Here is a 25,023-nt window from a genome sequence, read left to right as displayed (position 1 = left end):
CGAGCGTCGGAACCCCCACGCCCTAACCGGGCTCAGGCGCGCACCTACCCCTTAACTGAACCCTCCGTGAGGCCACCACGCCAGAAGCGCTGCAACACGAGAATGAGGATCGCGAGCGGGATCACCGACAGCAGCGCGCCACCGGTCGTGAGCTGGAAAAACTCCGGCAAACGGTCCGTTTGCGCGCGCCAGTTATCGAGGCCCAGAGTGATCGGGTAGAGCTTCTCGTCGGCAAGCATCACGAGCGGAAGGAAGTAGTTATTCCAGATCGCCACGAACTGGAACAACAGAATCGTGACCACCGCCGGCGTGAGCTGAGGAAGGGCAAGCCTGTGGAACAGCCCAATCTCGCTCACGCCGTCGAGACGCCCCGCCTCGAGCATCGAATCCGGAACGGCCGCACTCGCGTAGATTGACGCGAGGAACAGACCGAACGGGCTCACGAGCGACGGAATAAGCACGGCCCAGTACGTGTTTGTGAGCCCCACGCTCGAGAACAGGAAAAACAGCGGGAGCGCGGTCGCGGTGCCCGGCACGAGCACACCACCGAGCACGAACGCGTACACGGCCCTGCGGCCGGGGAAGCGGTATTTCGCGAGCGCATACCCCGCGGCGACCGCGAAGTAGGTCGCGAGCACCGAGCCCACTCCCGAATACAGAAGCGAGTTGAGCGCCCAGCGCGAGAAGATCCCGCCATTGGCCGTGAACACGGCCTTGAGGTTGTCGAACAGCAGGAACTCTTTGCCAAACCAGAAGCCGCTCGTACCAAACAGGTCCTCGGTCGACTTCGTCGCGTTCACGATCACCCAATAGACCGGCACGAGGAAGTACATCGCGACGATCGCCAAAAGCGCTGTCACAATGATCGTCGTCGCCGGCTTGCGGCCAGCCGAGCGGGCACCCGAACGCTGATCCCGCTCAAGGCGCATAGCCTGCTTCTTCCTCGAACGTTCGCTGACGTGCGTCGTGTGCGTGGCGCTCATCGCTTCCTCTCCGCCCACGAGGAGACCCCGAGAGCAATGGCCGAAAGAACAAAGGCCGAGACCGCGATGATCACGGCCTGCGCGGCCGCCATCCCAACCTCGTTGTATTGGAACGCGTACGCGTAGGCGCTCATGTTCGGCGTGTACTCGTTCGTGATGCCCGAGCTCATCGTCATCAGCAGGCGAGGCTCCGCGAACAGTTGGAGCGTGCCGATGATCGAGAAGATGATCGTCAGCAAAAGCGCCGGGCGAATGAGTGGCAACTGAATTGACGTCACGATCTTCAAGGGGCCGGCCCCGTCGATGCGGGCGGCCTCGTACAGCTCACCGGGAATGGCCTTGAGCTGGGCGATGATGATGAGCATGTTGTAGCCCGTATACGTCCAGGTCACGATGTTCGCGATCGACCACAGCACCATGTCCGGGCTCAGGAAATCGGCCTCAATTCCCACGAGTTGAAGCGCATCAACAATGGGGCTCAGCCCGGGGATGTACAGGAACGACCAGAGAATCGTGGCGATCACGCCCGGAATGCCATAGGGCAAAAAGTAGGCGCTTCGAAAGAATCCCGGCCATTTCGCCGCGGCACTTTCGAGAAGGAGCGCGAGCACTGTCGCGGCAACGATCATGACCGTCACCTGCACGACGCCGAAGAGGATCATGCGGCCGATCGAGGCCACAAAGTTCTGGTTCGCGAGCGCGGCGATGTAGTTATCGAGGCCCGCGAACGAACTCTCGATGCCGCCCTCGCCGAGGAGGCCGTGACGCTCCACGGTCGTGAAGCTGTAGCCAACCGCCATGATGATCGGCACCACCATCGTGCCGATGAACAGCACCAAAAACGGTGCCATAAGGACCCAGGGTGCCCACTTCGCTTTCATCGCGCTTCCTCCGCGTTGAGGCCCATGCCTTGCATGATCTCGGTGATGTTTTTCTGCGTGGCCGCAAGGAGGTCCACGAGGGGCTGCTCGCCATTGATCGCTTTCGTCATCCCAGTGCCCACGACATCCATGAAGCGCTGCATAAGCGGCGCCCATGTCCATTCGAGGTTCTGCCCCTCGGCCATAGGCACGATGACCTCCTCGTTGTAGTTTTGGCCGGAGAAGAACTCGGAAGGCTGCGTGCGAGCTTCACCGATGTAGTCCGCCGACGGCGACCAACCGATACCGCAGTGCTCAATCATCGCGTCGATCCCCTCGGGAGTCGTGCACATCCACGTGCAGAATTCGAGGGCCTCGGCCGGGTGCTTACTCGTGGAGAGGATCGCCGCTGATGAGCCGCCGTGGGCTCCCGAGGCGTAACCGTCGTCCCACGTGGGCATGGGCGCGACGGCCCACTTTCCCTTGGCGCCCGGCACCGCTTCGATAAGGGCGTCGCTCCACGATCCAGAGATCGTGCTGAGCACCTTGCCGTCACCCGTGGCCGCCATCCACGGCGTCGAGAAGGCGCCGTAACCGGTGCCCACGAGTTTGTCGGCGAGAATGCCGTCCCAGAACTCGGCAACCTTGAGCGATTTCTCATCGGTCATGTTGATGATCCATCCATCGCCCTCGGGCTTGAACCACGTGGCGCCGGCCTGCATCGCCCACATCACGAAGAAGGAACCGTCGCTCGGATCGAGGGTGAAGATCGTCTTTCCCGCATCCTTGACCGCCCCCGCAACCTCGCGAAAATCCTCCCATGTCGACGGTGGCGTCAGGCCAAGCTCCCCTTCGAGCACCTCGCGGTTATAGAAGTGTGCGACGGGGCCCGTGTCCTGCGGGACGGCCCAGACCGACTCGCCCACTTGGGCCTGCGCGAAGGCACCCGGATCAAATTTGTCTTTGACGATCCCGTAGCGAGAGAGGTCCACGAGGGCGCCCGCGAGCGCGAACTCGGGAACGGAGCGAAGCTCAACCTGCGCAATGTCTGGGCCGCCGCCCGCGGCGACGGCGGAGAGAATCTTGGCGTAGCCGCCGGCCCCGCCGCCCGGAATCCACGAGGCTTCCACGTGGATGCGATCTTGGCTCTTATTGAAGACGTCCGCGACCTTTTGGAGGTCCTTGACCCACGCCCAATAGGTGAGCTTCACCCGATCGTTTGACGGTGGGATCGTGGCCTCCGCATTGACGGAGCCGGGGTTGGGTGGGGCGCAGCTCGCGAGGGCACCCGCGAGTGCGGCGCCTGTTCCGGCGAGCGCGGTACGCCGGGTGATGGGTTGCATGTGACCTCCTTGTCGATCCGCCACGGTGGGGCCCTCGACTTCGGGTCGGCCCGCACCCATGCGGCCTGCATCACAGTGGTGTCATCATACGTCTACCTCGACGGGACTGCGGTAACTAGCTCACTATCCGACCGCCCAAAAGGAGAAAAACGCCCTAGGTATAGCAATTTTCGGAATCTCTGACACAGTTACTTTCTCCGGGAGGGCGATGCGACTGGAACAATGGGGACATGGCTGAGTTGGTGGACATCGCACCCGGGATTCTCGTGCACACTTCGCGCAAGGACGCACTCAACAGCATCGTTCTCGCGTCGATTAGCGAGGCGATGCTCGTAGATCCGGGCTGGGAGGCAGCGGAGCTCGACGACCTCGCGGTGCAGCTCGCCGAGCGGGGCCTCGCCGCACTCTCAGGCTTTGCTACTCATGCCCACCACGATCACGTGCTGTGGCACCCTGTCTTCGGGAACGCCCCGCGTTTGGCCTCCGCGGCAACGGTGCGCCTCGCCGGCGCCGAACGCGAGGATCTCCTCGCGCACGCCACCGCCGATGATCCCGCACTCGAGGCGCGACCCGAGCTTCTCGCGCTTATCGGGCGCCTCTCTCCCACACCCCAAGCTCCAGCGAACTCTCATCACACGTGGCTTCCTCGCGGCGTCGCCCCGTGCGGCTTCGAACCCCAGCTACTCACCCACGATGCTCACGTGCCAGGTCACACCGCGCTGTGGCTTCCAGAGCAAAGGATCCTCATCGCGGGAGACATGCTTTCGAGCACGGAACTTCCCCTGCCCGATCTTGAGCACCACGAATCTCGCGCACGCCTACTCCAAAAGCGAAGCATCGACCCCTTCACCGCCTACCTCGAGGCCCTGGACCTCCTCGAGCCCTATGCGCGAAAGGCACGCCTCGTCATCCCGGGCCACGGCCCTCTCGGCACCGATGCCCTCGAAAGACTCGAGCGGGATCGGGCCTACCTCACGGCGATTCTCAACGGCGATGACCCTCGCGATGAGCGTCGAGCAACACGGGGCATGGAGGCGTGGCATGCGCGGCTCGTGGAGGCGGCGGTGGAGCGCAGGTAACCGTCGGATCCCTCCCCAACCGAGGTGGAGAAAACTGCAGGTGCGCGCCCACAATCACTCTCAAAACCCGGTTATCGACCCCTCGATTGAAGGCGAGCACAAAAAGGAAACCCCCGGCCCGCCACAAACGGCGGAACCGGGGGTCAATCCCTTTACCCTTATCCCCGCGCGAAGGAGTCACGTTTCACCGTGATCCGTGCGCGATGAGTTAAGGCAACTACGTCTTCCTTGGAAAATCCGGAATGCGCGCTCACGATTGGCTGCAATTCCTGCAATCTTGCTCAGAACCCGCACAAAATACCAGGCCACAGCGTTGCGTTTCAGCCGCCAAGCACTCCAGTTCACACGAAAAAGTTCGAGCGGCTCCGGCGGCACGCCGCAGGCGTAAGCACATCGCGGTGCAGGCGGGAGCGAAGGCCCCAGTCCGACGCCACCCCGCCCCACAAATTGCTAATTTCATCAATATGTGCGCCGGCTCACGCCAATAACGTGACCTTTGAAACCTCAAGCTGCAATGGACCAAAGTCCCGCCTACGCTTAAAGCGTCACAGACTCAACGCTGGTCTTTTCGGCGTTTTCGCCGCTGGCCAGACGAACATCCGCGAAAGGGATGAAACTCCATGGCGAAAAAGACACTCGCCCAGCACACCGTCGATCAACTCGTTGCTATGGGCGTCGAGCGCATTTACGGCGTTGTTGGCGACTCCCTCAACCCCATCGTGGATGCCGTGCGCACGACCAAGGGCATCGAATGGATCCACGTGCGCAACGAGGAAGCTGCCGCATTCGCCGCGGGCGCTGAAGCACGCGTCACGGGCAAGCTCGGCGTGTGTGCAGGCTCGTGCGGGCCGGGCAACACCCACCTCGTGCAGGGACTCTACGACAACCATCGCGACTCGGTCCCAGTTCTCGCGATTGCCTCGCATATCCCGAGCGAAAAGATCGGCACGGGCTTTTTCCAGGAGACCCACCCCGAGCTTCTCTTCAACGAATGCTCGGCCTTCTGCGAAATGGTCAACTCTGGCAATCACGGCGCGCAGATGCTGCATAACGCGGCACAAACCGCACTCGCGAAGAAAGACGTGTCGGTTCTCGTGATTCCTGGCGATATCGCAAGCCAGGACGTCACGATCGAGGCCACCCGCACCCTCACCACGACTTTCGGTGCGGTTCAGCCGCAGGCTTCGGTCGTTGAGGAGCTCGCACACCTCGCAAACTCGGCCAAGAAGATCACGCTCTTCGCTGGCGCGGGCATCGAGGGCGCTCGCGCGGAGGTCCTCGAGCTCGCCGACACCCTCAAGGCCCCGATTGGTCACGCGTTCGGCGGCAAGGAGTTCATTCAGTACAACAATCCGTTCGATGTGGGCATGAGCGGCCTTCTCGGTTACGGCGCCGCGTACGAGGCCACCCACGAATGCGACCTGCTGATTCTGCTCGGCACAGACTTCCCGTACTCGGAGTTCCTCCCGCGCGAAGGCAAGCCGAAGGTCGTGCAGATCGATGCAGACGGCTCACGCCTTGGCCGCCGCGTGCCGCTCGATCTTGGCGTTCACGGCGATGTTGCCCTTACGATTCGCGCGCTCCTTCCTCAGCTCAAGCAGAAGAAGAACCGTTCGTTCCTCAACTCGATGCTGCGCAAGCAGGAGAAGGAACTCACGCACGTCGTGAACTCGTACACGAAGCGTGCTTCGCGCCTCAAGCCAATTCACCCGGAGTACGTCGCGAGCCTCCTCGACGAATTCGCCGACGACGACGCAGTGTTCACGGTCGATACGGGCATGTGCAACGTGTGGGCCGCACGCTACATCGAGCCGAACGGCAAGCGCCGCATCTTCGGTTCGTTCCGCCACGGCACGATGGCGAACGCCCTCCCCCAGGCGATCGGTGCCTCAGCTGCGCAGCCGAACCGCCAGGTGATTTCGATGAGCGGCGACGGCGGCCTCGGAATGCTCATGGGCGAACTTCTCACGGTGCGCCTGCACCAGTTGAACACGAAGATCGTCGTGTTCAACAACTCGAGCCTCGGCATGGTGAAGCTCGAGATGCTCGTGGCGGGCCTTCCCGATTTCGAGACCGACCACGATTCGGTGAACTTCTCGAAGATCGCTGAGGGCGCCGGCATTCCCTCGATCCGCATTGAGAACCCCAAGACTCTGCGCAAGGACCTCAAGAAGGCCCTCGCGGCACCTGGCCCGATGCTCATCGACATCGTGACCGATCCGGATGCGCTCGCGATGCCTCCGAAGATCACGCTCGAGCAGATGAGCGGCTTCGCGACCGCGGGCGGCAAGATCGTGCTCGAGGGTGGCGTGGGCAAGATGGTCAATCTTGCGAAGTCGAATGTGCGCAACATTCCGCGCCCGGGGGCGTTCTTCTAAGAGCGTCGTAGCCCGCGCCTCGGCGGGCCCGTGCTCACGCAAAAGGCGGTCTCCTTTAGGAGATCGCCTTTTGCAGTTGGTCGGCGGCGATGCGCACGGATTCGAGCATGTCGAGGTCGCGCGAGGAGTCGCTTCCCTGCCACGTGACGGCCACGGCAGCGACGGGCCACTTGGCGCCATCGAACACGGGGAGCGCCACGGAGCGGTGCCCGTCGAGAACCTCGCCGTTTTCCACGGCATAGCCGCGAGTGCGCGTGTCGCGAGCATCGGCGAGCGCCCGGGCAACGGGGAAGGCTGGGCCAACGTCGGCACCGAGATGAGGCTCGAGTACGGTTTCTCCCGTGAATACCGCGGCGAGCTGGTTGGCGGGCAGGGCACTGAGGATCGCGCGTCCGCTTGCGGTGAGGTGTGCGGGCACGCGCACGCCCACGTCGGTGGGGTATGACGCGGGCTTGTTGAGTCGTGCTTCAACCACGTAGAGAACGTGGCGCCCCTGCAACACCGCGACGTGGGAAATTTCGCCGACCCGATCCGTGAGGCGTTCGGTCACGCGTTTGCCAAGGCGGGCGAGCGGTGCCTGGCGGGTGTAGCCGAAGCTCAGCTCGTAGGCGGACGGGCCGAGACCGTAGGCGTGAAGGTCCGGGTAGTGCAGAACGAAGCCTTGGTCGAGGAGTTCGGCGAGGATGTCGTAGGTGCTCGAACGAGGAATATCGAGTTCGCTCGCGATGCGTGAGGCGGCGATGGGCCTCGAGCGCTGAGCGAGATAGGTGAGGATCCTCAGCGTTGAAGCGGCAGCGGGTACTTTCGACGGCATGGGGGACACACTATAGGGCACGCCTGGAGCGAATCTATTTGGATACAGTCCGCCCACCCATAATGGAGGGCGTGAACACGTTGAGCAGCATCGAAAGCAGTCCGTGGCAGGGTCGAGTCGACGGTGAGGGGGCGGCGCATGCGCGCTGGCATCAGCGCGTGTCGCTCGTGAGCACGGAGCATCCGCCTCAAGGTCCACACGTCGCGCTCGCGGGTTTCGCCTCGCACGAAGGGGTGCGCCGAAACCATGGTCGCGTGGGCGCTGCGGAGGCACCGGCGGCACTGCGTTCGGCTCTTGCAAGCATGGCGCTTCACGGCCCGCTCGGCACGGGCGAGGCGGCACTCGTGGACTGGGGTGACGTGGCGACGGTCGGCGAAGCGCTCGAGGAGGCGCAAGCGGAGATGGGGCACCTCACGGCCCGTGCGCTCGGCGCGGAGGGGAATCGCCTCACGCTCGTGCTCGGTGGTGGTCATGAGACCGCATGGGCGAGTTACCTGGGGTTGCGCGAGCACTTGGGTGCGTGCGGGTCAGCGAAAGAAAGCACGCCTCGCCCTGGGTGCCCAAGGTCCGACGCATGCCAGCTCCCGTCGTGGGGCGTGCTCAATCTCGATGCCCATTTTGATCTGCGCAGCGCCCCTACGCCCACGAGCGGAACCCCGTTCCTGCAAATGGCCGAGGCGGAGGCGGCCGAGGGGCGCGCCCTCAATTACGCCGTGCTCGGGATCGCGGAGCCTGGCAATACGCGCACACTGTTCGAGACCGCCGATGAGCTCGGCGTCCAGTACCGCACGGATCTCGAATGTCTCGAGATGGGCGCCGCGGGCGTCTCGCGGTTCGTCGAAGACTTTGCCGCAAGCGTGGATGTTCTCTACCTGACGATCGACCTTGATGTTTTGCCCGCCCATACTGCGCCGGGGGTGTCGGCGCCGGCGGCTCTCGGCGTGGATCTCCCGATTATCGTGGCGGCGGTGCGGGCTGCGGCGGCGTCGGAAAAACTCGCACTCATGGACGTTGTCGAGTTGAACCCGCGCTTCGACGTTGATGGACGCACGGCAAAATCGGCGTCCCGTCTCGTGAGCGAGGCCACGCATCTCGTGGCTAGCTGACTAGGATAAGGGTCACCCCTGTCCCTGCACCCGAGGAGATGCCATGAGCACCCAGGCAACCCCCGAAAACCTTTCCTCGAGCCCCGGTTTCATCGAGCACCAGGGCATCGAAATTGTTGCTGAATCCGAGCGCACGGCGAAGCCAAGCGACCTGTTTTGGCCGTGGTTCGCCGCGAACATCTCGGTGTTTGGCATGAGCTACGGAAGCTACATCCTCGACTTCGGGGTGAGCTTCTGGCAGGCAACGCTCGTGACCCTCATCGGCATCCCGGTCTCCTTCCTTCTGTGCGGCCTGATCGCGATCGCCGGCAAGCGCGGGAGCGCCCCCACGATGGTGCTCTCGCGCGCCGCTTTCGGCGTGCACGGCCAGAAGGTTCCGGGCATCGTCTCGTGGCTCACCTCGATTGGTTGGGAAACGTTCCTTTCCATCATGGCGGTCCTCGCCACGGCTACGGTGTTCGCGCGCCTTGGCCTTCCAAGCGGCACTCCGGTACTCATCGCGGCGACGATCGCGGTCGCAGCCCTCATCGTCGTCGCGAGCGTACTCGGCTACCACACGATCATGAAGCTGCAGTCGGTTCTCACGTGGATCACGGGCGCCATCACGATCCTGTACGTGCTCCTCACGTTCTCCCACATCGATGTCGACGCGATTCTCGCGGTCCCGAACGGCACGCCGCAGCAGGTCATTGGCGCGCTCGTGATGGTCATGACCGGCTTTGGCCTCGGCTGGATTAACATTGCCGCCGACTGGTCGCGGTACCAAAAGCGCGAAACCTCTGACGGCGCGATTATCTGGTGGAACACGTTCGGCGGTGCGATCGCCCCGGTGCTCCTCGTGTTCTTTGGCGTGCTCCTCGTGGCCTCGGATCCCTCACTGAGCGATGGCATCGTGAATGATCCGATCGGCACGCTCGCCTCGATCCTCCCGATCTGGGTGCTCATCCCGTTCTGGCTTACGGCGGTTCTTGCACTCGTGTCGGGGGCCGTGCTCGGCATCTACTCCTCGGGCCTCACGCTGCTCAGCCTGGGCATTGATATCCCGCGCCCCGCCGCGGCCGCGATCGACGGCGTGATCCTCACGGCGGGCACGATTTACGTGGTGTTCTTCGCGCACGACTTCCTTGGTCCCTTCCAGAGCTTCCTCATCACCCTTGGCGTTCCGCTCGCGGCCTGGGCGGGCATTCTTATCGCCGATATCCTCACGCGCCGCGCCGACTACGACGAGCAGGCGTTGTTCGATGCACAAGGCCGCTACGGCTCGGTCGATTGGATCTCGATCCTCGCGCTCATCGTGTGCTCCGTGCTCGGCTGGGGGCTTGTGGTCAACGGCTTCGCGGAAGCGGCGGCATGGAACAACTGGCAGGGCTACCTCCTTGGCCCGCTCGGCGGGCGCGATGGCAAGTGGGCGGACGCGAACCTCGGCGTTCTTCTCGCACTCGTCCTCGGCTTCGTTCTCACGTTCGTGCTGCGCCGTGGCACGATCCGCCGCCAGGAGTGGGCATGAGTACGGCGCCGACGCCTTCCGGCGTCACAGCGGCTTCGCATTCTCGCGGCGTTCCCGGCGACGATTCCTCGGAGGCGTGGCTCCTCGTCATTGATCCGCAGGTAATTTTTGCCGAGCAGTCGTCGGACTGGGCCTCCCCCATGTGGGAGGCGGCCTGGGCGAATATCGCGCGCCTTGCGGAGGCGTTCGAGGGGCGGGTGATTCTCACGCGCTGGATTCCGACGGCTGACCGCTCGACCTCGTGGGGCGAGTATTTCGAGGCGTGGCCGTTTGCGGATGTGCCCGCGAGCGATCCACTGTACGACCTCACCCCCGAGGCGGCCGCGCTCGACGCCCCTCACGTGATTGATGAGCCGACGTTCGGCAAGTGGGGCGCGCAGCTGAGGGCTATCACGGGCGAGAGCCCGCGTCTCGTCGTGGCGGGAGTGTCGACCGATTGCTGCGTGATCTCGACCGTTTTGCCCGCGGCCGATGCGGGTGCGTGGATCACCCTCGTAGGTGATGCGTGCGCGGGCTCTGACCAGGGAAATCACGAGCGGGCGCTCTCAATCATGGGGCTTTTTGCGCCGCAGGTGCGTATCGCCACAACGAACGAGGTGCTGTCCCTGGGTTGACGGGAGGAGGCTCCCTATGTTGTTAATGATAGCGACTCTCATTAACAACCGTTGCTCGCGGTTTTCGGCGGGCGACATAGAAAGGTGCTCCCTTGGTCCAGACAGCCACGGCGCCGGCGCGCACTCGCGCCGCGTTGCGCGCGCTCCTCGCGGCGTTCGCTTCGCTCGCCGTTATTCTCATTCCTCTCGGCTCGGCGCACGCCGCCGAGCGCCTCGTGATCGATTCCGGCCACGTCGATGCCTTCAACGTCACCGCTGAGGGCGACGCGCTCAAGCTCGACCTCAAGGAAGACGTCACGGGTTCGCACAAGACTCACGCTGCCGAAGACGTCGAGCTTCACGTGAAGTCGGCGGCTCTCAAGGATCTGCCGGAGAATGTTCCCGGTGCCCCGAAGGCCTACTGGCTGCCGATGACCCAAGACCAGAACCTCCTCTGGCCCGGCTGGGATACCTTGGGGGTCAAGGGCACGGGCTTTGATGAGTCGATTAAGCTCAAGTTCGACAAGGTCGAGGGTCCCGGGAATATCCACCTCATGGGCGCTGACAGCTTCGGTGCTATCACGCCTCTGCTCGAAAACGGCAGCATGGACCTCAAGTCCGGTGCCGTTCGCGACCAGTCGTTCGCTGCTCACACGCACGCACACTGGGTCTTCACGAAGCCCGGCGTGTACACGCTGACTCTCCACGCCGAGGGTACGAAGGGCGGCAAGAAGGTCTCCTCGAACAAGGCGACCTACACCTTCACCGTGGGCGATGAGTTCCGCGGCAAGGCCGACACCAAGGCTGAAAAGCCGGCACCGGCTCCTGCCCCCGCACCGGCTCCCGCCCCCGCACCGGAGGACTCGACGACACCGGAGAAGCCGTCGGACACCGCACCCACCGCGGAAGCGCCTGCACCGGAGGACTCCACCAACCCTGCCGCGCCCGCGAACCCCGCACCCGCGGATAAGCCGAAGCGTGACGCTTCCACACCGAAGGCCAAGGCGCCGGCAAAGCCCGCCGCACCCGCGCCGAAGGCGAAGCCTAAAGCTAAGCCTGCGGTACCGGCCCCGGCTCCTGAGCCCAAGACCAAGCCCGCTGCTCCCGCGGCACCGGCGGCGCCGGAAGCCCCCGCCAAGGAGGAGCCGAAGGCGCCCGTGTGCACCGCGACCGAAGTTGTGCGCGACGCCACGAAGGACGAAATCAAGGCCGCGACGAGCACGTCGAAGGCCAAGGTTGGCGGCTCGTACACGATTCCCGCGAACACGCACGTGCACCCCAACTGGGTGTTCTCCAAGCCCGGCACCTACAAGCTGAAGATCCGCCAGAGCGCGAAGGGCAAGGACGGCAAGACCTACTCCGACACCTCGACCCTCACGTTCAACGTGGGTAGCAGCTCCGGCGCAACGAGCGGCCACTTCGACTTCGGTTCACGCTTCGAGAACGGCAAGCTCATCTCGTCGATCAAGGACGACCGCAAGTCACCCGCGCAGTGGGTTGACCCCTCCTCCATCTCGTTCGGCCTCGGCAACGCCGCGAAGGCCAAGGCACCCGCGGGCATTGAGTACATTGCCCCCGCCGGCTCGGACGTGTGGATGATCGGCTCGACTCAGGATCCGGGCGTTCCGTGGGTCGGCGCCAACACGATGCACCCCTCGATCATTCAGAACACGACCGGCGAAATCACGCAGACCCTCGTGTCCGCGAGCGGACCGGGCAACGTGGGCGTGTTCACCTCGGGCAACTTCGGCCAGATCGTTGGCCAGAAGTGGTACTCCTCGACCGCCGGCTCGGGCTCGAGCGTGAGCGCTGCAAAGGACCGCAAGAGCGCGAAGATCGGCCAGATCTTCAAGGACGGCAAGGGCTACAAGATCGTCGACCTCAAGGGCAAGACCGAGGACGGCGCCGACTGTGAGCTCACCGCCGACCAGATCGTGGAGGCGGGCGGCTCCGCCGACTACGCCAAGTCCGTGACGGGCGACGCTCCCGCGGGGTCCGCTTCGGGTCTTCCGCGCACGGGCGCTGAGGTGACCGGCCTCGCCGGCACCGCCGCGGCGCTCATCATCGTGGGCGCTGGCACGGCAGTGGCGAGGCGCCGCTTCCAGTGACCTCCACCCCTCAACTGCGGCGGCGCTCCGTGCTCCTGGGCGCCGCCGCCTGCTCTCTCGGTGCGATCATTCTGCCTGGCCGCACCGCACGCTCGAGCGAGGATCCCCGCCCGCGCATCGTGGCGACGACCGGCATTCTCGCCGATCTCGCAAAGAACGTCGCGGGTCCCGATGCACTCGTCACGTCGCTCATTCCCGAGGGCGGTGACCCGCACTCGTTCGAGCCGCTCCCCCGCAACGTACGCGATATCGCGTACGCCGATCTCGCGCTGTCGAACTACCTCATGCTCGAAGAGCAGGCGCTGATCCGCACGATCGACGCGAATCTTCCCGCTGGCTCGACGCACCTCGCACTCGCCGAGGAAGCCTCGACGCGCGGCGCCACGATCATCCCGCTCGTCGAGAACCGCTCTCTCGACACGGTGTGGCTTGGCCTTCGCGTCGCGGGGCGCGAACGCGGCGCCGGGCGCCTTACGCAGGTGCGCCTCGCACTCACCGAGAGCGACGGCCCCGGCGACCTGCACGGGTACGTGACCGGAACGTTCGGGGAGCCTCAGCGCGTCTTTGATTCGTCCGACGGCGTCTCGGCCCGCACCGATGCCATCGACCTTCCCATGGATGCCCACACGCACATGAGCTGGGCTTTTACCAAGGCAGGCGTGTATCGCGCGCGCTTCAGGGGAACGTGGAGCGGTGGAGCGCTTGGCGCCGAGTCCTCGGCCGAGGGCGACGTCTGGATCTGCGTCGGCATCTCCCCCGAGGAAGCGGCGAAAAAAGGCGCCCATGCCTCCCTCGCGAAGCGGCGGGTGATTTCCGCGGGCCACGCCGACATCACGGTCGACGTGCCCTCGGGCGCGCTCGTGATGCGCATCGACGACCCCGAGGCCGACGGCGGCACGCGCGACATCGCGCTCGACGACATGGTGATCCACGTGCCCCCGAAAGCGCTGCTTCCGGTCCCCGCCGATCCCGCCTTCCGATTCATCGCCCGCGGCGGAACAGACGTCTACCAGCTGCCGCAGGCTGTGCTCGGCAAGCATGTTCACGGCGAGATCGACCCGCACCTGTGGCAGGACGTCACGAACGCCCAGGCCTACGTCGAGGTCATCCGCGACCACCTGTGCGGCCTCGACCCGGACCACGCGGGCGGATACCGCTCGCGGGCGGCCACATACCTGCGCGAACTCGACGACGTCGACTCCTACGTTCAGCGTTCGATCGATTCAATCCCGCAGGCCGGCCGCGAACTCGTGACGACCCACGACGCCTACGGTTACCTCGCGAACCGCTACGGGCTTCGCATCGCCGCCGTCGTCTCCCCCTCACCGGGGCAAGAGCCCTCCATCGCGGATCGCCGCCGCCTCGCCGCGACTCTGCGCGACCTCGTCCCGAAAGCGGTCTTCCTTGAAGCCACAGCGGGACCGGTATCGACGAGCCTCGTTGATGCCGCCCGCATGGAAAAGATTCCCGTCCAGCCCATTTGGGGCGACTCTTTCACGCGCGAGGTCAATACCTACGCCGCGATGATGAGGGCCAACGCCGACTCCCTCGCGAGGGGACTCGGTGGAAAGCCCCTGGGCGATGGCGACCGGCAAGCGTCGGAATAAAACCCTCCTACCAACGAAAGATGAGCTCATGACTTCCCGTTCTTCTCGCGCCCTCACGCGGCGCCACTTTGCGGCCCTCGGCGCCGGCGCACTCGGCGCCCTGGCATGCGCCCCCGCTGCCCTCGCGGCACCCGCACGGCCCCTCCCGCTCGATCCGACCGACGGCGCGACCGACGGTGCCGACGACCCGGCTCTCAAGCAGAAGGTGAGCGATGACGAGAAGATCGTCGAGGGCGAGAAGGTCGTGATCGATGCGCATCACGTCGATCTCGGTCCGCGCCTCATCGACGGTGAGTGGATCTTCGCCGCGCGTGACGACACGGGGGAAACTCCCACGTGGCGCATGCTCGAGGACATCGTCTTCCAGGTTCATGACCAGGGTATTCTTCCCGTTCCGGACGATGAAGCGTACTCGTTCATCAAGGCGGAACCTGGCTCTGAGGTGTACGTCGTGCCCCAGACCGAAGTGTCGGGCGTCGTGTGGCTCGGGTGGAATACGCAGGATCCCGCTGTCGTCAAAGCATGCCCGCGCGGCGTCACGCTGCGCTTCACGCACGTGTCCGGTCCCGGCCACTTCAGCCTGTTCCTCCAGCCGGGCAACTTCGCGCCGCCGCAGCAGCTCGCCGATGGCGACACGCTCGAGCAGACCCCCGCCGACGTGTTCGTGGACATCAACACGCACACGCACGCGAACTGGGTGTTCACGAAGCCCGGCGTGTATCTCCTCGCCGTGGAGGCGGTGGCCGAGGGCGAGGATGGCACGAAGTACTCCGCCGGCGGCACCCTGCGTTTCGCGGTCGGCGATGCGACCGCACCGGATGAAGCGATGCAGGCGACGCCCGCATGGGGCAACGACGGTGCACCGGCCGCGGGAAGTGCGAGCGATGGCGGGTCCGACGCCTCCTCGGCTCCCGGCGCCGCGAAGGATGACGCGAAGGCCAAGCCCTCGAAGGGCGCTGCCGATGACGGCGCGAGCGAAAAGACGAGCTCGAACTCGCTTCCGTGGATCGTGGGCGGCGGCGCTGCCGTGGTTGCTGCCGCGGGCGGCGGAGCCTACGCGCTCAACAAGAAGAAGAATGAGCGCGCGCGAGCCGAAGCCGAAAGCGAAGCCGCAGGCGCCGGATCCTCGACCGCGAACCACCCGGGCGAAGGTGGCAGGAAGTGACCTCCGCTCTCGGCGCACGCCCGCGTGAGGCGGCTGGCGCGACCGCGGCGGGCCACGCGGATCGCGCACGTCCGCTGTCGTGCTCGCAGCTGCGCGTCAATCTCGGTGGGCGCACGGTCCTCGACGACATCAGCCTCGATATCGAGGCGGGAAGCGTCACGGTGCTGCTCGGGCCGAATGGCGCCGGTAAAACCACCCTCGTGAAGAGCCTCCTCGGGGTGCTCCCCCTCGCTTCGGGAACCGTCGAGGCGCGCGGGGAACGTGCGTACGTTCCGCAGCGCAGCGAAATGGAGTGGGATTTCCCCGCGACCGCGCACGACGTGGTCATGCTCGGGCTTATTCGCAAGCTCAGCCGCTGGCGCTCCCCCGGCAAAGAGCACTACAAGGCCGTCGCGCACGCCCTTTCAAAGGTCCGCATGGACGCAATGAAGGATCGCCCGATCGGTGAGATGTCGGGCGGTCAGCGCCAACGCGTCATGATCGCTCGCGCACTTGTGCTCGAGCCTGCCGTTCTTTTGCTCGACGAGCCGTTCACGGGGCTCGACATGCCCTCGCAGGAACTCCTGAGCGACCTGTTCGTCTCGCTCGCTCGCGAGGGCTGCGCCGTGGTCATGTCGACGCACGACCTTACGCATGCGCTGCACGTCGCCGACCGCGTGGTGCTGCTCAATCGCCGAGTGATCGCCGATGCCCCGCCACGCGAACTGCGCGATCCCGCGCCGTGGCGGGAGACCTTCCGCGTTTCCGAGCACTCACCACTTCTTACGCACGTCGCCTCCGCGGTCGACGCCGAATCGAAAGACCATTGATGCTGACTCCTCTCGACTTCCTCACCGACCTCACGAACCCGCAGCTGACGTTCCTGCCGAAGGCACTCGTCGTGTCGATGCTCGCGGCGCTCGTCTGCGCCGTCGTGGGCACGCACGTGGTGCTGCGCGGCATGACGTTCATCGGCGACGCTGTCGCGCACGCAGTGTTCCCCGGAATCGCGGTGGCATTCGTGCTCCAGGGCTCGTTCCTCGTGGGCGGCATCGTCGCGGGCGTCATCACGGCGATCCTCATCGCCGTTTTCGGCAACCATCACCGGTTGCGAAGCGACGCCGTGATCGGCGTGTTCTTCGTCGCGGCGTTTGCACTCGGCATCGTGGTCATGAGCCGCGCCCCCGGCTACGGCGGTTCACTTTCGAGCTTCTTGTTCGGGGCCATCACGGGCATCGAGGATTCGGCGCTCGTCACCTCCGCGGTGTTCACGGCGATCGTCCTCGCCCTCCTCGTCATCCTTCACCGCGACCTCGTTGTCGTCGGCATGGACCGCGGTTACGCCGCGGCACTCGGCCTGCCCGTGATGCTCCTCGATATCGCCCTCTCGGTGCTCGTGACTCTCGCGGTTGTCATGAGTATCCACACGATCGGCAATATCCTCGTCCTCGCCCTCCTCGTCACGCCGGCGGCCTCGGCGCGGATGCTCACCGACCGGATCGTGCCGATGATGGCGTGCGCTGCGGGCATCGGCATGGGCAGCGCCCTGCTCGGCGTGTACTTCTCGTGGGCGCTCGATCTCCCTACGGGTGGCACCATCGTGCTCGTCGCGACGGCGATCTTCGTGCTCTCGTGGGCGCTGAGCCCCCGTCACGGGGTGCTGCGCAACAAGCGCCGGGGCGAGCTCGATAGCGGCGCGGAGGGAACGGAGCTCGAGGCGGCGGTCTAAGGTTTACCGTTAGCCGACCCCGCTCGCCGGGGCACCACCTCGGCGAGGAGGTCCGGCTTCCTAGGCGGCGTGGCCGCGGATCACACGCGGCTCCTTCGTGAGGGGGTGGTCGCTCGCACCGCTCGCGAACTCCGCAAAATACCGCCGAAGTTCGGCACCGGCGCGATCGACCTCGTCCCACGTGGCCCCCTCGAATGGCAGCGCGCTTCGCCACGAGTCCTCGCGAGAAAACAGCAGCGCGATGTCCGTGACGTGCGGGGAGCCGAATGGGTTGCCGGGCACGCTCCACGGAACCACGGCGCGGTGGGCAACACCGCCGGCCGCGCCCCACTCGTGGGCGAGAAAGTCGATGCCTTTCGTAAACACCGCTCTGCTCGCCGAATCCACGAACGTCCAGTACGCCCGCTCCCCCACGCGCGGAAGCCCCCGCAAAAAACGGGCGAAAGGCACCGAATGCGCGAAGAAGCTGCTTTCGGTTCCCACCGAACTGATGAGGAGGGGCACCTTGGGCGCGATCGCGTGCCACGCCGCGAGCACGCCCTCCTCCGGCGGAAGCGGGTCGTGGCCGTATTGGACGCCGAACGGCATCGACCCCGCGTAGCCGAAGGGCGCCGCTGCCTTTTCAATCGCTTTTTGCGCCGCGAGCAGGTCGTCAATGGACGACTCGCGCCTCACGCGCTTCTCAAGAATCCGCGCGCTGAGCGCGTTCATGCGGCTGCGCCCCTCGCGGATCCCGAGCGGCGGGCTGAGCGCAATCGCGCGGTCGAACAGCAATTCCTCGTCGCGGCCGTCAAGGATCGCGTACCCCATGGCGGCAGCGTGGTGCAGGATGGCGTCGGCCCCCGCCGACTCCCCGAGTGCCGTCACTCGCGCAGCGTCCCCGCCAAACGACGAAATGTTGCGGCGTACCCACCGAAATGCCTCCGCCTGGTCGAGGAGGCCGAGGTTCGCGGGGCCGAGCGAGGAGCCGAGAAAACCGAGCACCCCGAGGCGATAGGTGACGGTCACGACGATGACTCGGCGCTCAGCCACCCACCGCGCGGGATCGCTGAACGACGAATCGCCAGCCCCGGCGACGTACGAACCTCCGTGGATCCACACGATCACGGGAAGCTTCTCACCCTCGCGGATATCACCGGGAATGGTGATCGAGAGGTGTTGGCAGTCCTCGCTCACGTCAAGATCCCGCAGCTCGGGGCCGAAAAGCGGCGGCTCCTCCATGGCGTTTTGCGGCGCCGAGGGGCTCCACTGTCGCGCTTCGTACGATCCCAGTTCGTTGACGGGAACCGGCTTGTCGAAACGTTCGGCCCGGGCATACGGAATGCCCGTCGCGCGAATCACCTCGCCGTCGCGCCACCCGGTGATGCGCCCGGCCGGCGCGTCAACCACAATGCTCTGCTCTCGTGAAAAACGCTCGGAAGTCACGACACCATCGTACGAACGCCCTTCGGCGTCCTCGAGACTAGCCTGGGGACGTCAGCCGGTGATCCCGAACCTCTCGAGCAGCTTCTTTGCCTCAGCGCCGCCCGCGTTCTGAAGCGCGAGCAGCTCCGCGTAGATACCGCCGGAAGCGGCAAGCTCGGCGGGCGTGCCGATCTCGTCGATGCGCCCATCGCGCAGCGTGATGATGCGGTCCACGCCCGCGATCGTCGAGAGGCGGTGGGCGATGATGATCGATGTGCGGTTCTCCATGAGCGCATCGAGACCCGCCTGGACCTGCCGCTCGGCTTTCGTATCGAGCGCGGAGGTTGCCTCGTCGAGCACGAGGATCGGAGCATCCTTGAGCATCGCGCGCGCAACCGCAATGCGCTGGCGCTGCCCGCCCGAAAGTTTGAGGCCGCGCTCCCCAATCAGGGTGTCGTAGCCGTCGTTGAACCGCTCGATGAACTGGTTCGCGTTCGCGCGGCGAGCCGCCTCGCGCACCTCTTCGTCTGTCGCGTCAGGTCGACCGTAGGCGATGTTTTCGCGGATCGTGCCGCTGAACAGCGCCGCATCCTGGAACACGACGCCCACGCGCGAGCGCACAACGTCGATCGGAAGCTCGTTGACGTTGTGGCCGCGAAGGCGCACCTCGCCCGTGCGGGTGCGGTACAGCCCCAAAATCAAATTCACGATCGTGGACTTGCCACCGCCGGATTCGCCCACGAGCGCGACCTTCTCCCCCGAGTCCACGTGGAAGCTCATGTCGTGCAGGACGTCGTGGTTCTCTTCGTAGGCGAAGTTCACGTGGTCGAAAACGATGCGCGGGGCACCCTCCACCGCCTCCGGGAACGATCGTCCGTCGGCAAGTGTCGGCCATACCTCGACCTTCGTGTCCATGACCGCGAAATAGTCTTTCGACCCGGCAACCGCGCGCTGCGACGTGTCCACGACCCAGCTCATGTTCTCGATCGGGTTGCGCACGAGGTTCATGAGCTGGATGAGGATGACCATGTCACCGACCGAGAAATCGCCCTGAACCGTGCGGATGAAGATGATGAGGTACAGCACCGCGAACGCGAGATTAAGCGCCGCGAGGCGGTAGACATCCATCTTGTGCCAGTGGACCGACTGCTCTTTCGTGATCGCATCGGTGCTGTTGAAGCGCTTCGTGAACGAGGCAAGCTCGCTCTTTTCTCGCACGAAACTCTTGACGACGCGGATCTGGCCCACGACCTCCGCGAAGCGGCCCGAGGCAATGTCGATCTGCTCGTTCTTCTCGCCTTCGAGTCGCTGCCACTTGACGCTCGTGAGGGAGGTCAGCCACAGGTACAGCGGGAACATGATGAACAGGATGAGGGCGAGCGGCCACCAGTACCACGCGCTGATCGCGAGCACGGCGATCGCGGTGATGATCATCGAGATAAAGGCGTTTGAGGCGATCTTCGCGAACGTTCCAATTTCGGCAATCGAACGGTTCAGGCGCGAGACGATCGTGCCCGTGAGTTCTTCGTCGTACCAACGCTGCGGGAGGTTGAGCAGCTTGTCGTAGTAGCGGACGGAGAGCATCGCACGAAGGCGGTTGCCCATGACGTCACCGAAGTACCCACCGATGTTCTGGATGAGGGCACTCGCCATGAACGCGACGAAGATCCACACGGCCGTCATGATGATGTCGTGCAGGGCTTCGTCGCGCGTGAGCGTCCCCGCCACGGCCGCAGTCGCGGTATCGGTTGCAGAGCCGATGAGGAACGGAATGACGAGGGTCATCGCGGTCGTCAGGAGCGCCGACACGACGATCACAAGGTAGAGCGGCCACAGCTCGCTCGTAAACCGGAAAATTCTCGAAAGTGCCTTCACCCTTCCAGGGTAGGCGAGGTCCGACGGTTGCCGAGCGCACGTCGTTTCCGCAGTGTGAGGAACTGCTCCCACTTTCAATAAAGGCGTGGGGCGCCGGGCTCGCAAAACCCACGATGCCGGCGCCCCTGAGCTCTCGAACGAGGGCTCTTCGGTTACTTCATACCCGCCTTACGTGAGCGCGCCACGAGCACGCTCCCGAGGCCAAGGAACATGAGGCTTGCGATCGCTCCTCCAAGCTCGACGCCCGTGCGTGGGAGGGGCGCATGACGGCCCGCCGCTGGCGCGGTCACTTGCGCGGGGCGAGATGCCGTGCCGAGGTTGGCGGCACCTGACTGGGTATCCCCACGATTCGCGCCCGTGCCCTGCTCGGCGGGGCTTTCGGCGACGCTTCCGTCATCAGCGAGACCCTCAGCGGTGGTGCCCTCGTCCGTGGGCTGTGCACCCTCGGGCCCTTCAGCGTCGGCCACCTCATCACCGTCGGCGGGAGCAGGCTCGGTGGGCGCCACACCGGTATCCGACGGCTCCTCGGCCGGATCCGGCTTCGCCGGAGCGCTTGCGCCCTCAACCGTGATGCACTGCGAGTGAGTGCGGCCGTTGACCTCAACGACAAGTTCGGCGGTGCCCGGACGGATTGCGGTGACCTCACCCGTCAGGGGGTTCACGCGGATCACGGCGCTTTCGTCAGCAGCCTCGGCTGCCTCGGAACCATCGTCAACGACGACGCCCTCGCCGTAATACTGTGCGGTCACGGGCCACGCGACGGGAACCTTGCGGCCATCCTGTTCGATGACTGCCGAGAACTCGCCTGTCTCGCCCTCCGGAAGGATCTTCGGGAGCGTGAGGGTGACCTCGTCGACCCAAGGCTTCACCTCGGCGGCAAGCCAGTTGACGCGGTCCGAGGTCGTGGGGTTCGAGCCGACCTTGCCGGCACCGGGGTTGATGCCGAGCATCGTCCACCCGGTGAAGCCGCCCGTCTCCGGCGTACCCGCGGGGTTCTTCCCGGAGTTGCCATTGACGAGGTAGGTGACGCCCTCGACAGCCGCGCCGTGGAACACGCCAACGTGGGCGTTCACCACCGCAGCAGATTTTCCGGAGCGATCGCGGAACTCGCCAAGAACGCGCTCGAGTTCCCGAGCCTCGCGCTGGTCAGCGAGCTGGCTCGACTTCGAGGGAAGCGGATCGCTCGGCGGATGGTGGAAGAACACGACAATGCCCGTGAGGGTATCCGACTGCTCCACGTCCTTGAGAGCCTTCTCGAGCGCCGCAATCTGGTCGATGCCGCCGGAGCGGAGGCTGCCGCCAGCGGTGTTGAGCGTGAAGATCTTCGTGCGGCCGAGGTCGCGGTCGTGGCGGGTTGCGCCGAAGGCATTCTCGAAGTTCTCGATTTTTCCGCCCATGATCTCGTGGTTGCCGGGCACGTAGATGTACGGAATCGACGGATCCCATTCCTCGTCGAGGATCTTCTTCGCAAGCTCGTAGTCCTCGGGGGTTGCCTCATCAACAAAGTCACCGTTGATGATGAGCAGATCGGGCTTTTCCGCCTTGATCTCGCGGAACGTGCGGCGGGCGCCCTTGACACCATTCGACTCGGGGGCGCGTGCCACGAATTGCGAGTCGCTCATGACCGCGATGCGCTGCGCACGATCGTCGACCGAGCCGACCGTGAGGAGTGCCGGGTCGTGGATGGCCTTGTCTTCGCCCGCCTCGGCGGACGTGGTCGTCGTTGCGGTCAGCGCCGAGACGGTCAGGTCGCCCTTGTATTGCGCGTCGGGGCGGGTCTCCATGAAGCGAAGACGCTCAACGGTCAGCGGCTGCGCGAGCCCCTCGGGAACGGTGAAGACCACCTGGTTCCAGCCATCGAACGTGATGTTCTCACCGTTAATGTTCGTGCGGGTACCCTTGCCGTCAACGACCTGGAGGCGCGGCCACACGCCCGTGGCATCGCCCTTGACGGTCGCGGTGAACGCGAGGGTGTTGCCCTCGATCTTCACGGGCTCGTTCGCCACGAGGTAGTAGCCGCGGGTCGCGGTCGACTGCGTGAAGTCATACTGCAAGCGGACCGCGGGGTCCTCTCCGTTCTCGCCAGTCGCGGGCTCGATCGAACCGGCGGCACGAGCGTTCGCATCGCTGAAGTTCTCCACGGCCGAGAAATCGAAGACCGGTGCCTCCGTGTAGCCGAAGCTCACGGGGACCGTCGTCTCGACATCGCCCACACTGAAGGTCACAGTGCCAGCTTCGGCATCGCCCGTGCCGGCGATCGCCCACGTGCCAAGCCCATCGTCGGTCACGGTAAAGCCATTGCTGGCCTCGACCTTGACGTCCTGGGTTTCGATGCGGGCGCGGCGGCCGTCGGAATCAATACCCGTGAGGGTGAGGCTGCGGATCGCATCGGCATCGGGAAGGCTCAGGGTACGGGCACTCGGGCGAATCGCGAGTAGGTCGCCGAGAACACGCACGTTCACCGAGTCCTCGTGAACACCGGACTTATAGGTCACGGTGGCGCTGCCGGGCTCGACACCCTCGACAACCGCGGTTCCCGACTCGGTCGGGACAACTGTCGCGGCACCCTCGGCCGTATATTCACCCTCGACGGCAAGCGGGGCAAGGTTCTTGCCAAGCCCCGTGCCCTCAATCGTGCGGTGAAGGCCCGGGAACACGGCGTTCTCGCTCTCGAGGGCGATCGAGAGCTGCGCGTCGGAAAGTTCATCCTTCGGGGCGCTCGAGTAGAACACGAGGGCGTCGGAAACGCTGCGGACGTCGCCGTCGGAGGGGGTGTTCCACACCGCGGGGCCGTCGTCGCCAGCAGCGCGCGCAATCATCGCGGAGGAGCCGCCGCCGTCGAGGTTCACGGCGTTATACGCGCCGAGATCCTTGAAAAGCTGACCGAGCTCGGGGAGGGTCATGCCGTGGGAGTTGGCGCTACGGCCATCGAGCACGATCGCGAAGACCTTCGAACCATCCTTGCTCACGCCAATCGCGGTGCGGGGGTGGCTCGTCTTCACGAGGGAGTCATCACTCATGGGGATGACTTCGCCATTCGTGAGGATCTGATCGCTGCCCTGCACGCCCATGTCGACGTCCTGGTCGGGACCGATCGCGACGTCGACCTTGTCGCCAACCTTGAGCGCCGCGACCTTGTCGGCACCCTCTTCGCGGCCGAGGAGGAGCTGCGCGCCCTCGGGGATCTCCTGCTCCCCCACACCCTTCTCGACGATGCCGCTCGCCTTGACGACCTTGCCGTCCTGGACGAGGGCGTAAGCGGCGTGAGCACTCACCTTGTCGGGTCCGCCGATAGGGCGATCGAGCGTGTAGGAACCCCAACGCGAGTTGTACACGCCCACTTTGCCGGCGGGGATGCTCGGATCGTTGAGGGTCGCAAGCTCAATCGCGGAGCCGTCGGCAAGTGTGGCCTTGCCGGAGGTCGTAAGGGCCTGCACGACGGCCTTGCCGCCAGCGATCGTAAATGCCGGGCGCTTGCTATCCGAGCCAACGACCGACTCACCATTCGAGACTGAGCTATAGACCGGCGCATCGCTGAAGTTAATGTCGAAGAAGGCCGAGTTGATCGCGGCAACAGCCTGGTCGCCGCGCTCGCCCGAGGTCATGAGTTCGCCAAGCGGGGCCCGGCTCGCGACCGCACCGTTGTCCACGACGTCCATTGACAGGGTCTGCTCGGTGAGATCCGCGGTCAGTACGCTTCCCTCGTTCCAGCCCGCGCTCTCGAGGCGCGAGAAGGTCGTGAGGTCGAGACCGGGTGCGACGCGGCGCGTCTGCGAATCCGCAAACACGCCACCCTTTGCAACGTCGTCTTCGCTTGGCGCGGCCTGGGCCGTGGCCGGCGCGAGAACGGAGGGGGAATCGGCGGGGAGGGCAAAGCTACCGGGAACGGCGATGGCGAGGGCCGCGGCAACGGCGAGGGCGCGAAGGCCGCCGCGCGTGCGGCGCGTGCGCGAAGCGCCGGCGGGGGCAACCTCGCCCGTGGTGGGGATAAGGGGCATGATTTCTATCCTGAACTCGAGAAACAGTGTCTGGTTCAGGCTAGGAATCGAGTCCTAACGGGTTCTTGCCGAGCGGTGAATTTCAGGCTGCGCCAGCGGCAACACCGGAGTTCACGGATCGTTCACCGCGGCTGCGCGAGCGCAGCACGAGGGCCGCGGCGACGAGCCCTGTGCCTCGCGGTCGGGAGAGCGTTGAGACGTGTATCCGGCGCGGACACACTCGTGCTCAGATCCGCCCCCGAGCGATCAGCATCACCGTCAACAAAGCAACGCCGCCAGACCGTGGAGTAGGCGTGCAGAACAACCTCCCCGTGGCGCTAGACGACCTACACAGCCAACACCCACACCCGGTAAAGGGGAACCCGCGCACGCGCCTAGCAAGCATCGAAGGCAAGGATGGCGAAGCAACCCGCGACGCAATGAATCGTTACCACGGGCTGGTCAAACACTCGTACTGGGCCCGTCAGAATCGGCACCAAGGAATCATGAGGTCTC

General features: G+C 65.1%; 17 protein-coding genes. 10 read left to right on the top strand and 7 right to left on the bottom strand.

From position 1 onward, the window contains the following. Nucleotides 1-44: 44 nt before the first annotated feature. Genes D8M36_RS03565 through D8M36_RS03555 form a run of 3 tightly spaced genes read right to left on the bottom strand, consistent with a single transcriptional unit; the run spans nucleotide 45 to nucleotide 3,186 of the window. Nucleotides 45-929: a carbohydrate ABC transporter permease gene (locus D8M36_RS03565; protein WP_226998179.1), complete on the bottom strand. Its 885-nt coding sequence runs from the start codon at nucleotides 927-929 to the stop codon at nucleotides 45-47. 50 nt (nucleotides 930-979) lie between these two features. Next, entirely contained in the window at nucleotides 980-1,864 is an 885-nt protein-coding gene (locus D8M36_RS03560; RefSeq protein ID WP_126846789.1) for a carbohydrate ABC transporter permease, read from the bottom strand. Continuing rightward, nucleotides 1,861-3,186 carry an ABC transporter substrate-binding protein gene (locus tag D8M36_RS03555; protein ID WP_126846787.1) on the bottom strand — a complete coding sequence of 442 codons (1,326 nt, stop codon included), beginning with the start codon at nucleotides 3,184-3,186 and terminating at the stop codon, nucleotides 1,861-1,863. Before D8M36_RS03555 ends, D8M36_RS03560 begins: the two co-directional genes overlap by 4 nt. Before the next feature lie 230 nt (nucleotides 3,187-3,416). Here D8M36_RS03555 and D8M36_RS03550 point away from each other — a divergent pair, with 230 nt between their 5' ends. Next, a complete protein-coding gene (locus D8M36_RS03550) occupies nucleotides 3,417-4,265 on the top strand; it encodes an MBL fold metallo-hydrolase (protein WP_126846785.1) in 849 nt (282 codons plus the stop codon). A 620-nt stretch (nucleotides 4,266-4,885) separates the two neighbouring features. Beyond that, entirely contained in the window at nucleotides 4,886-6,643 is a 1,758-nt protein-coding gene (locus D8M36_RS03545; protein ID WP_126846783.1) for a pyruvate dehydrogenase, read from the top strand. 55 nt (nucleotides 6,644-6,698) lie between these two features. Here D8M36_RS03545 and D8M36_RS03540 read toward each other — a convergent pair whose 3' ends face one another. Further along, nucleotides 6,699-7,457 carry an IclR family transcriptional regulator gene (locus D8M36_RS03540; RefSeq protein WP_065248576.1) on the bottom strand — a complete coding sequence of 253 codons (759 nt, stop codon included), beginning with the start codon at nucleotides 7,455-7,457 and terminating at the stop codon, nucleotides 6,699-6,701. Nucleotides 7,458-7,519: 62 nt separating this feature from the next. Here D8M36_RS03540 and hutG point away from each other — a divergent pair, with 62 nt between their 5' ends. The 8 genes from hutG (at nucleotide 7,520) to D8M36_RS03500 (ending at nucleotide 17,251) form a co-directional block, all read left to right on the top strand. Beyond that, nucleotides 7,520-8,563, top strand: a complete 1,044-nt coding sequence (hutG, locus tag D8M36_RS03535; protein WP_126846782.1) for a formimidoylglutamase — start codon at nucleotides 7,520-7,522, stop codon at nucleotides 8,561-8,563. Nucleotides 8,564-8,606: 43 nt separating this feature from the next. Beyond that, nucleotides 8,607-10,070 carry a purine-cytosine permease family protein gene (locus tag D8M36_RS03530; protein WP_126846780.1) on the top strand — a complete coding sequence of 488 codons (1,464 nt, stop codon included), beginning with the start codon at nucleotides 8,607-8,609 and terminating at the stop codon, nucleotides 10,068-10,070. Then, entirely contained in the window at nucleotides 10,067-10,684 is a 618-nt protein-coding gene (locus tag D8M36_RS03525) for a cysteine hydrolase family protein (RefSeq protein ID WP_083476128.1), read from the top strand. Before D8M36_RS03530 ends, D8M36_RS03525 begins: the two co-directional genes overlap by 4 nt. A 92-nt stretch (nucleotides 10,685-10,776) precedes the next feature. Next, nucleotides 10,777-12,771, top strand: coding sequence for a choice-of-anchor M domain-containing protein (locus D8M36_RS10390; RefSeq protein WP_126846778.1), 1,995 nt, complete (start codon nucleotides 10,777-10,779; stop codon nucleotides 12,769-12,771). After that, nucleotides 12,768-14,378: an anchored repeat ABC transporter, substrate-binding protein gene (locus D8M36_RS03515; RefSeq protein WP_202974864.1), complete on the top strand. Its 1,611-nt coding sequence runs from the start codon at nucleotides 12,768-12,770 to the stop codon at nucleotides 14,376-14,378. Before D8M36_RS10390 ends, D8M36_RS03515 begins: the two co-directional genes overlap by 4 nt. A gap of 28 nt (nucleotides 14,379-14,406) precedes the next feature. Beyond that, nucleotides 14,407-15,543: a choice-of-anchor M domain-containing protein gene (locus tag D8M36_RS03510; protein WP_161970196.1), complete on the top strand. Its 1,137-nt coding sequence runs from the start codon at nucleotides 14,407-14,409 to the stop codon at nucleotides 15,541-15,543. Then, nucleotides 15,540-16,352: an anchored repeat-type ABC transporter ATP-binding subunit gene (locus D8M36_RS03505; RefSeq protein ID WP_126846773.1), complete on the top strand. Its 813-nt coding sequence runs from the start codon at nucleotides 15,540-15,542 to the stop codon at nucleotides 16,350-16,352. Before D8M36_RS03510 ends, D8M36_RS03505 begins: the two co-directional genes overlap by 4 nt. Then, nucleotides 16,352-17,251 carry an anchored repeat-type ABC transporter permease subunit gene (locus D8M36_RS03500; RefSeq protein WP_126846771.1) on the top strand — a complete coding sequence of 300 codons (900 nt, stop codon included), beginning with the start codon at nucleotides 16,352-16,354 and terminating at the stop codon, nucleotides 17,249-17,251. Before D8M36_RS03505 ends, D8M36_RS03500 begins: the two co-directional genes overlap by 1 nt. Nucleotides 17,252-17,311: 60 nt before the next feature. On the opposite strand, the gene D8M36_RS03495 is transcribed toward D8M36_RS03500, so the two are convergent. The 3 genes from D8M36_RS03495 to D8M36_RS03485 all read right to left on the bottom strand — a co-directional run bounded on the left by D8M36_RS03495 (nucleotide 17,312) and on the right by D8M36_RS03485 (nucleotide 24,528). Next, the gene (locus D8M36_RS03495) at nucleotides 17,312-18,676 is read right to left on the bottom strand and encodes a carboxylesterase family protein (RefSeq protein WP_126846770.1); all 1,365 of its coding nucleotides are present in this window, start codon (nucleotides 18,674-18,676) and stop codon (nucleotides 17,312-17,314) included. A gap of 51 nt (nucleotides 18,677-18,727) precedes the next feature. Next, the gene (locus D8M36_RS03490; protein ID WP_074298634.1) at nucleotides 18,728-20,530 is read right to left on the bottom strand and encodes an ABC transporter ATP-binding protein; all 1,803 of its coding nucleotides are present in this window, start codon (nucleotides 20,528-20,530) and stop codon (nucleotides 18,728-18,730) included. Between the two features lie 152 nt (nucleotides 20,531-20,682). Continuing rightward, complete coding sequence (locus D8M36_RS03485) at nucleotides 20,683-24,528, bottom strand: phosphodiester glycosidase family protein (protein ID WP_126846768.1); 3,846 nt, start codon at nucleotides 24,526-24,528, stop codon at nucleotides 20,683-20,685. Nucleotides 24,529-25,023 lie beyond the last annotated feature (495 nt).

It is taken from the genome of Dermabacter sp. HSID17554 (assembly GCF_003989295.1).
Lineage (GTDB): Bacteria > Actinomycetota > Actinomycetes > Actinomycetales > Dermabacteraceae > Dermabacter > Dermabacter vaginalis.
This window is presented reverse-complemented; position numbering and strand designations above follow the sequence as displayed.

Excerpts from the sequence above, each read along its gene's own strand:
- hutG (WP_126846782.1), top strand. The coding sequence starts at position 7,520 with ATGGAGGGCGTGAACACGTTGAGCAGCATCGAAAGCAGTCCGTGGCAG.
- D8M36_RS03500 (WP_126846771.1), top strand. The coding sequence starts at position 16,352 with ATGCTGACTCCTCTCGACTTCCTCACCGACCTCACGAACCCGCAGCTG.
- D8M36_RS03560 (WP_126846789.1), bottom strand. The coding sequence starts at position 1,864 with ATGAAAGCGAAGTGGGCACCCTGGGTCCTTATGGCACCGTTTTTGGTG.
- D8M36_RS03530 (WP_126846780.1), top strand. The coding sequence starts at position 8,607 with ATGAGCACCCAGGCAACCCCCGAAAACCTTTCCTCGAGCCCCGGTTTC.
- D8M36_RS03540 (WP_065248576.1), bottom strand. The coding sequence starts at position 7,457 with ATGCCGTCGAAAGTACCCGCTGCCGCTTCAACGCTGAGGATCCTCACC.
- D8M36_RS03565 (WP_226998179.1), bottom strand. The coding sequence starts at position 929 with ATGCGCCTTGAGCGGGATCAGCGTTCGGGTGCCCGCTCGGCTGGCCGC.
- D8M36_RS03550 (WP_126846785.1), top strand. The coding sequence starts at position 3,417 with ATGGCTGAGTTGGTGGACATCGCACCCGGGATTCTCGTGCACACTTCG.
- D8M36_RS03555 (WP_126846787.1), bottom strand. The coding sequence starts at position 3,186 with ATGCAACCCATCACCCGGCGTACCGCGCTCGCCGGAACAGGCGCCGCA.
- D8M36_RS03525 (WP_083476128.1), top strand. The coding sequence starts at position 10,067 with ATGAGTACGGCGCCGACGCCTTCCGGCGTCACAGCGGCTTCGCATTCT.
- D8M36_RS03510 (WP_161970196.1), top strand. The coding sequence starts at position 14,407 with ATGACTTCCCGTTCTTCTCGCGCCCTCACGCGGCGCCACTTTGCGGCC.
- D8M36_RS03485 (WP_126846768.1), bottom strand. The coding sequence starts at position 24,528 with ATGCCCCTTATCCCCACCACGGGCGAGGTTGCCCCCGCCGGCGCTTCG.
- D8M36_RS03545 (WP_126846783.1), top strand. The coding sequence starts at position 4,886 with ATGGCGAAAAAGACACTCGCCCAGCACACCGTCGATCAACTCGTTGCT.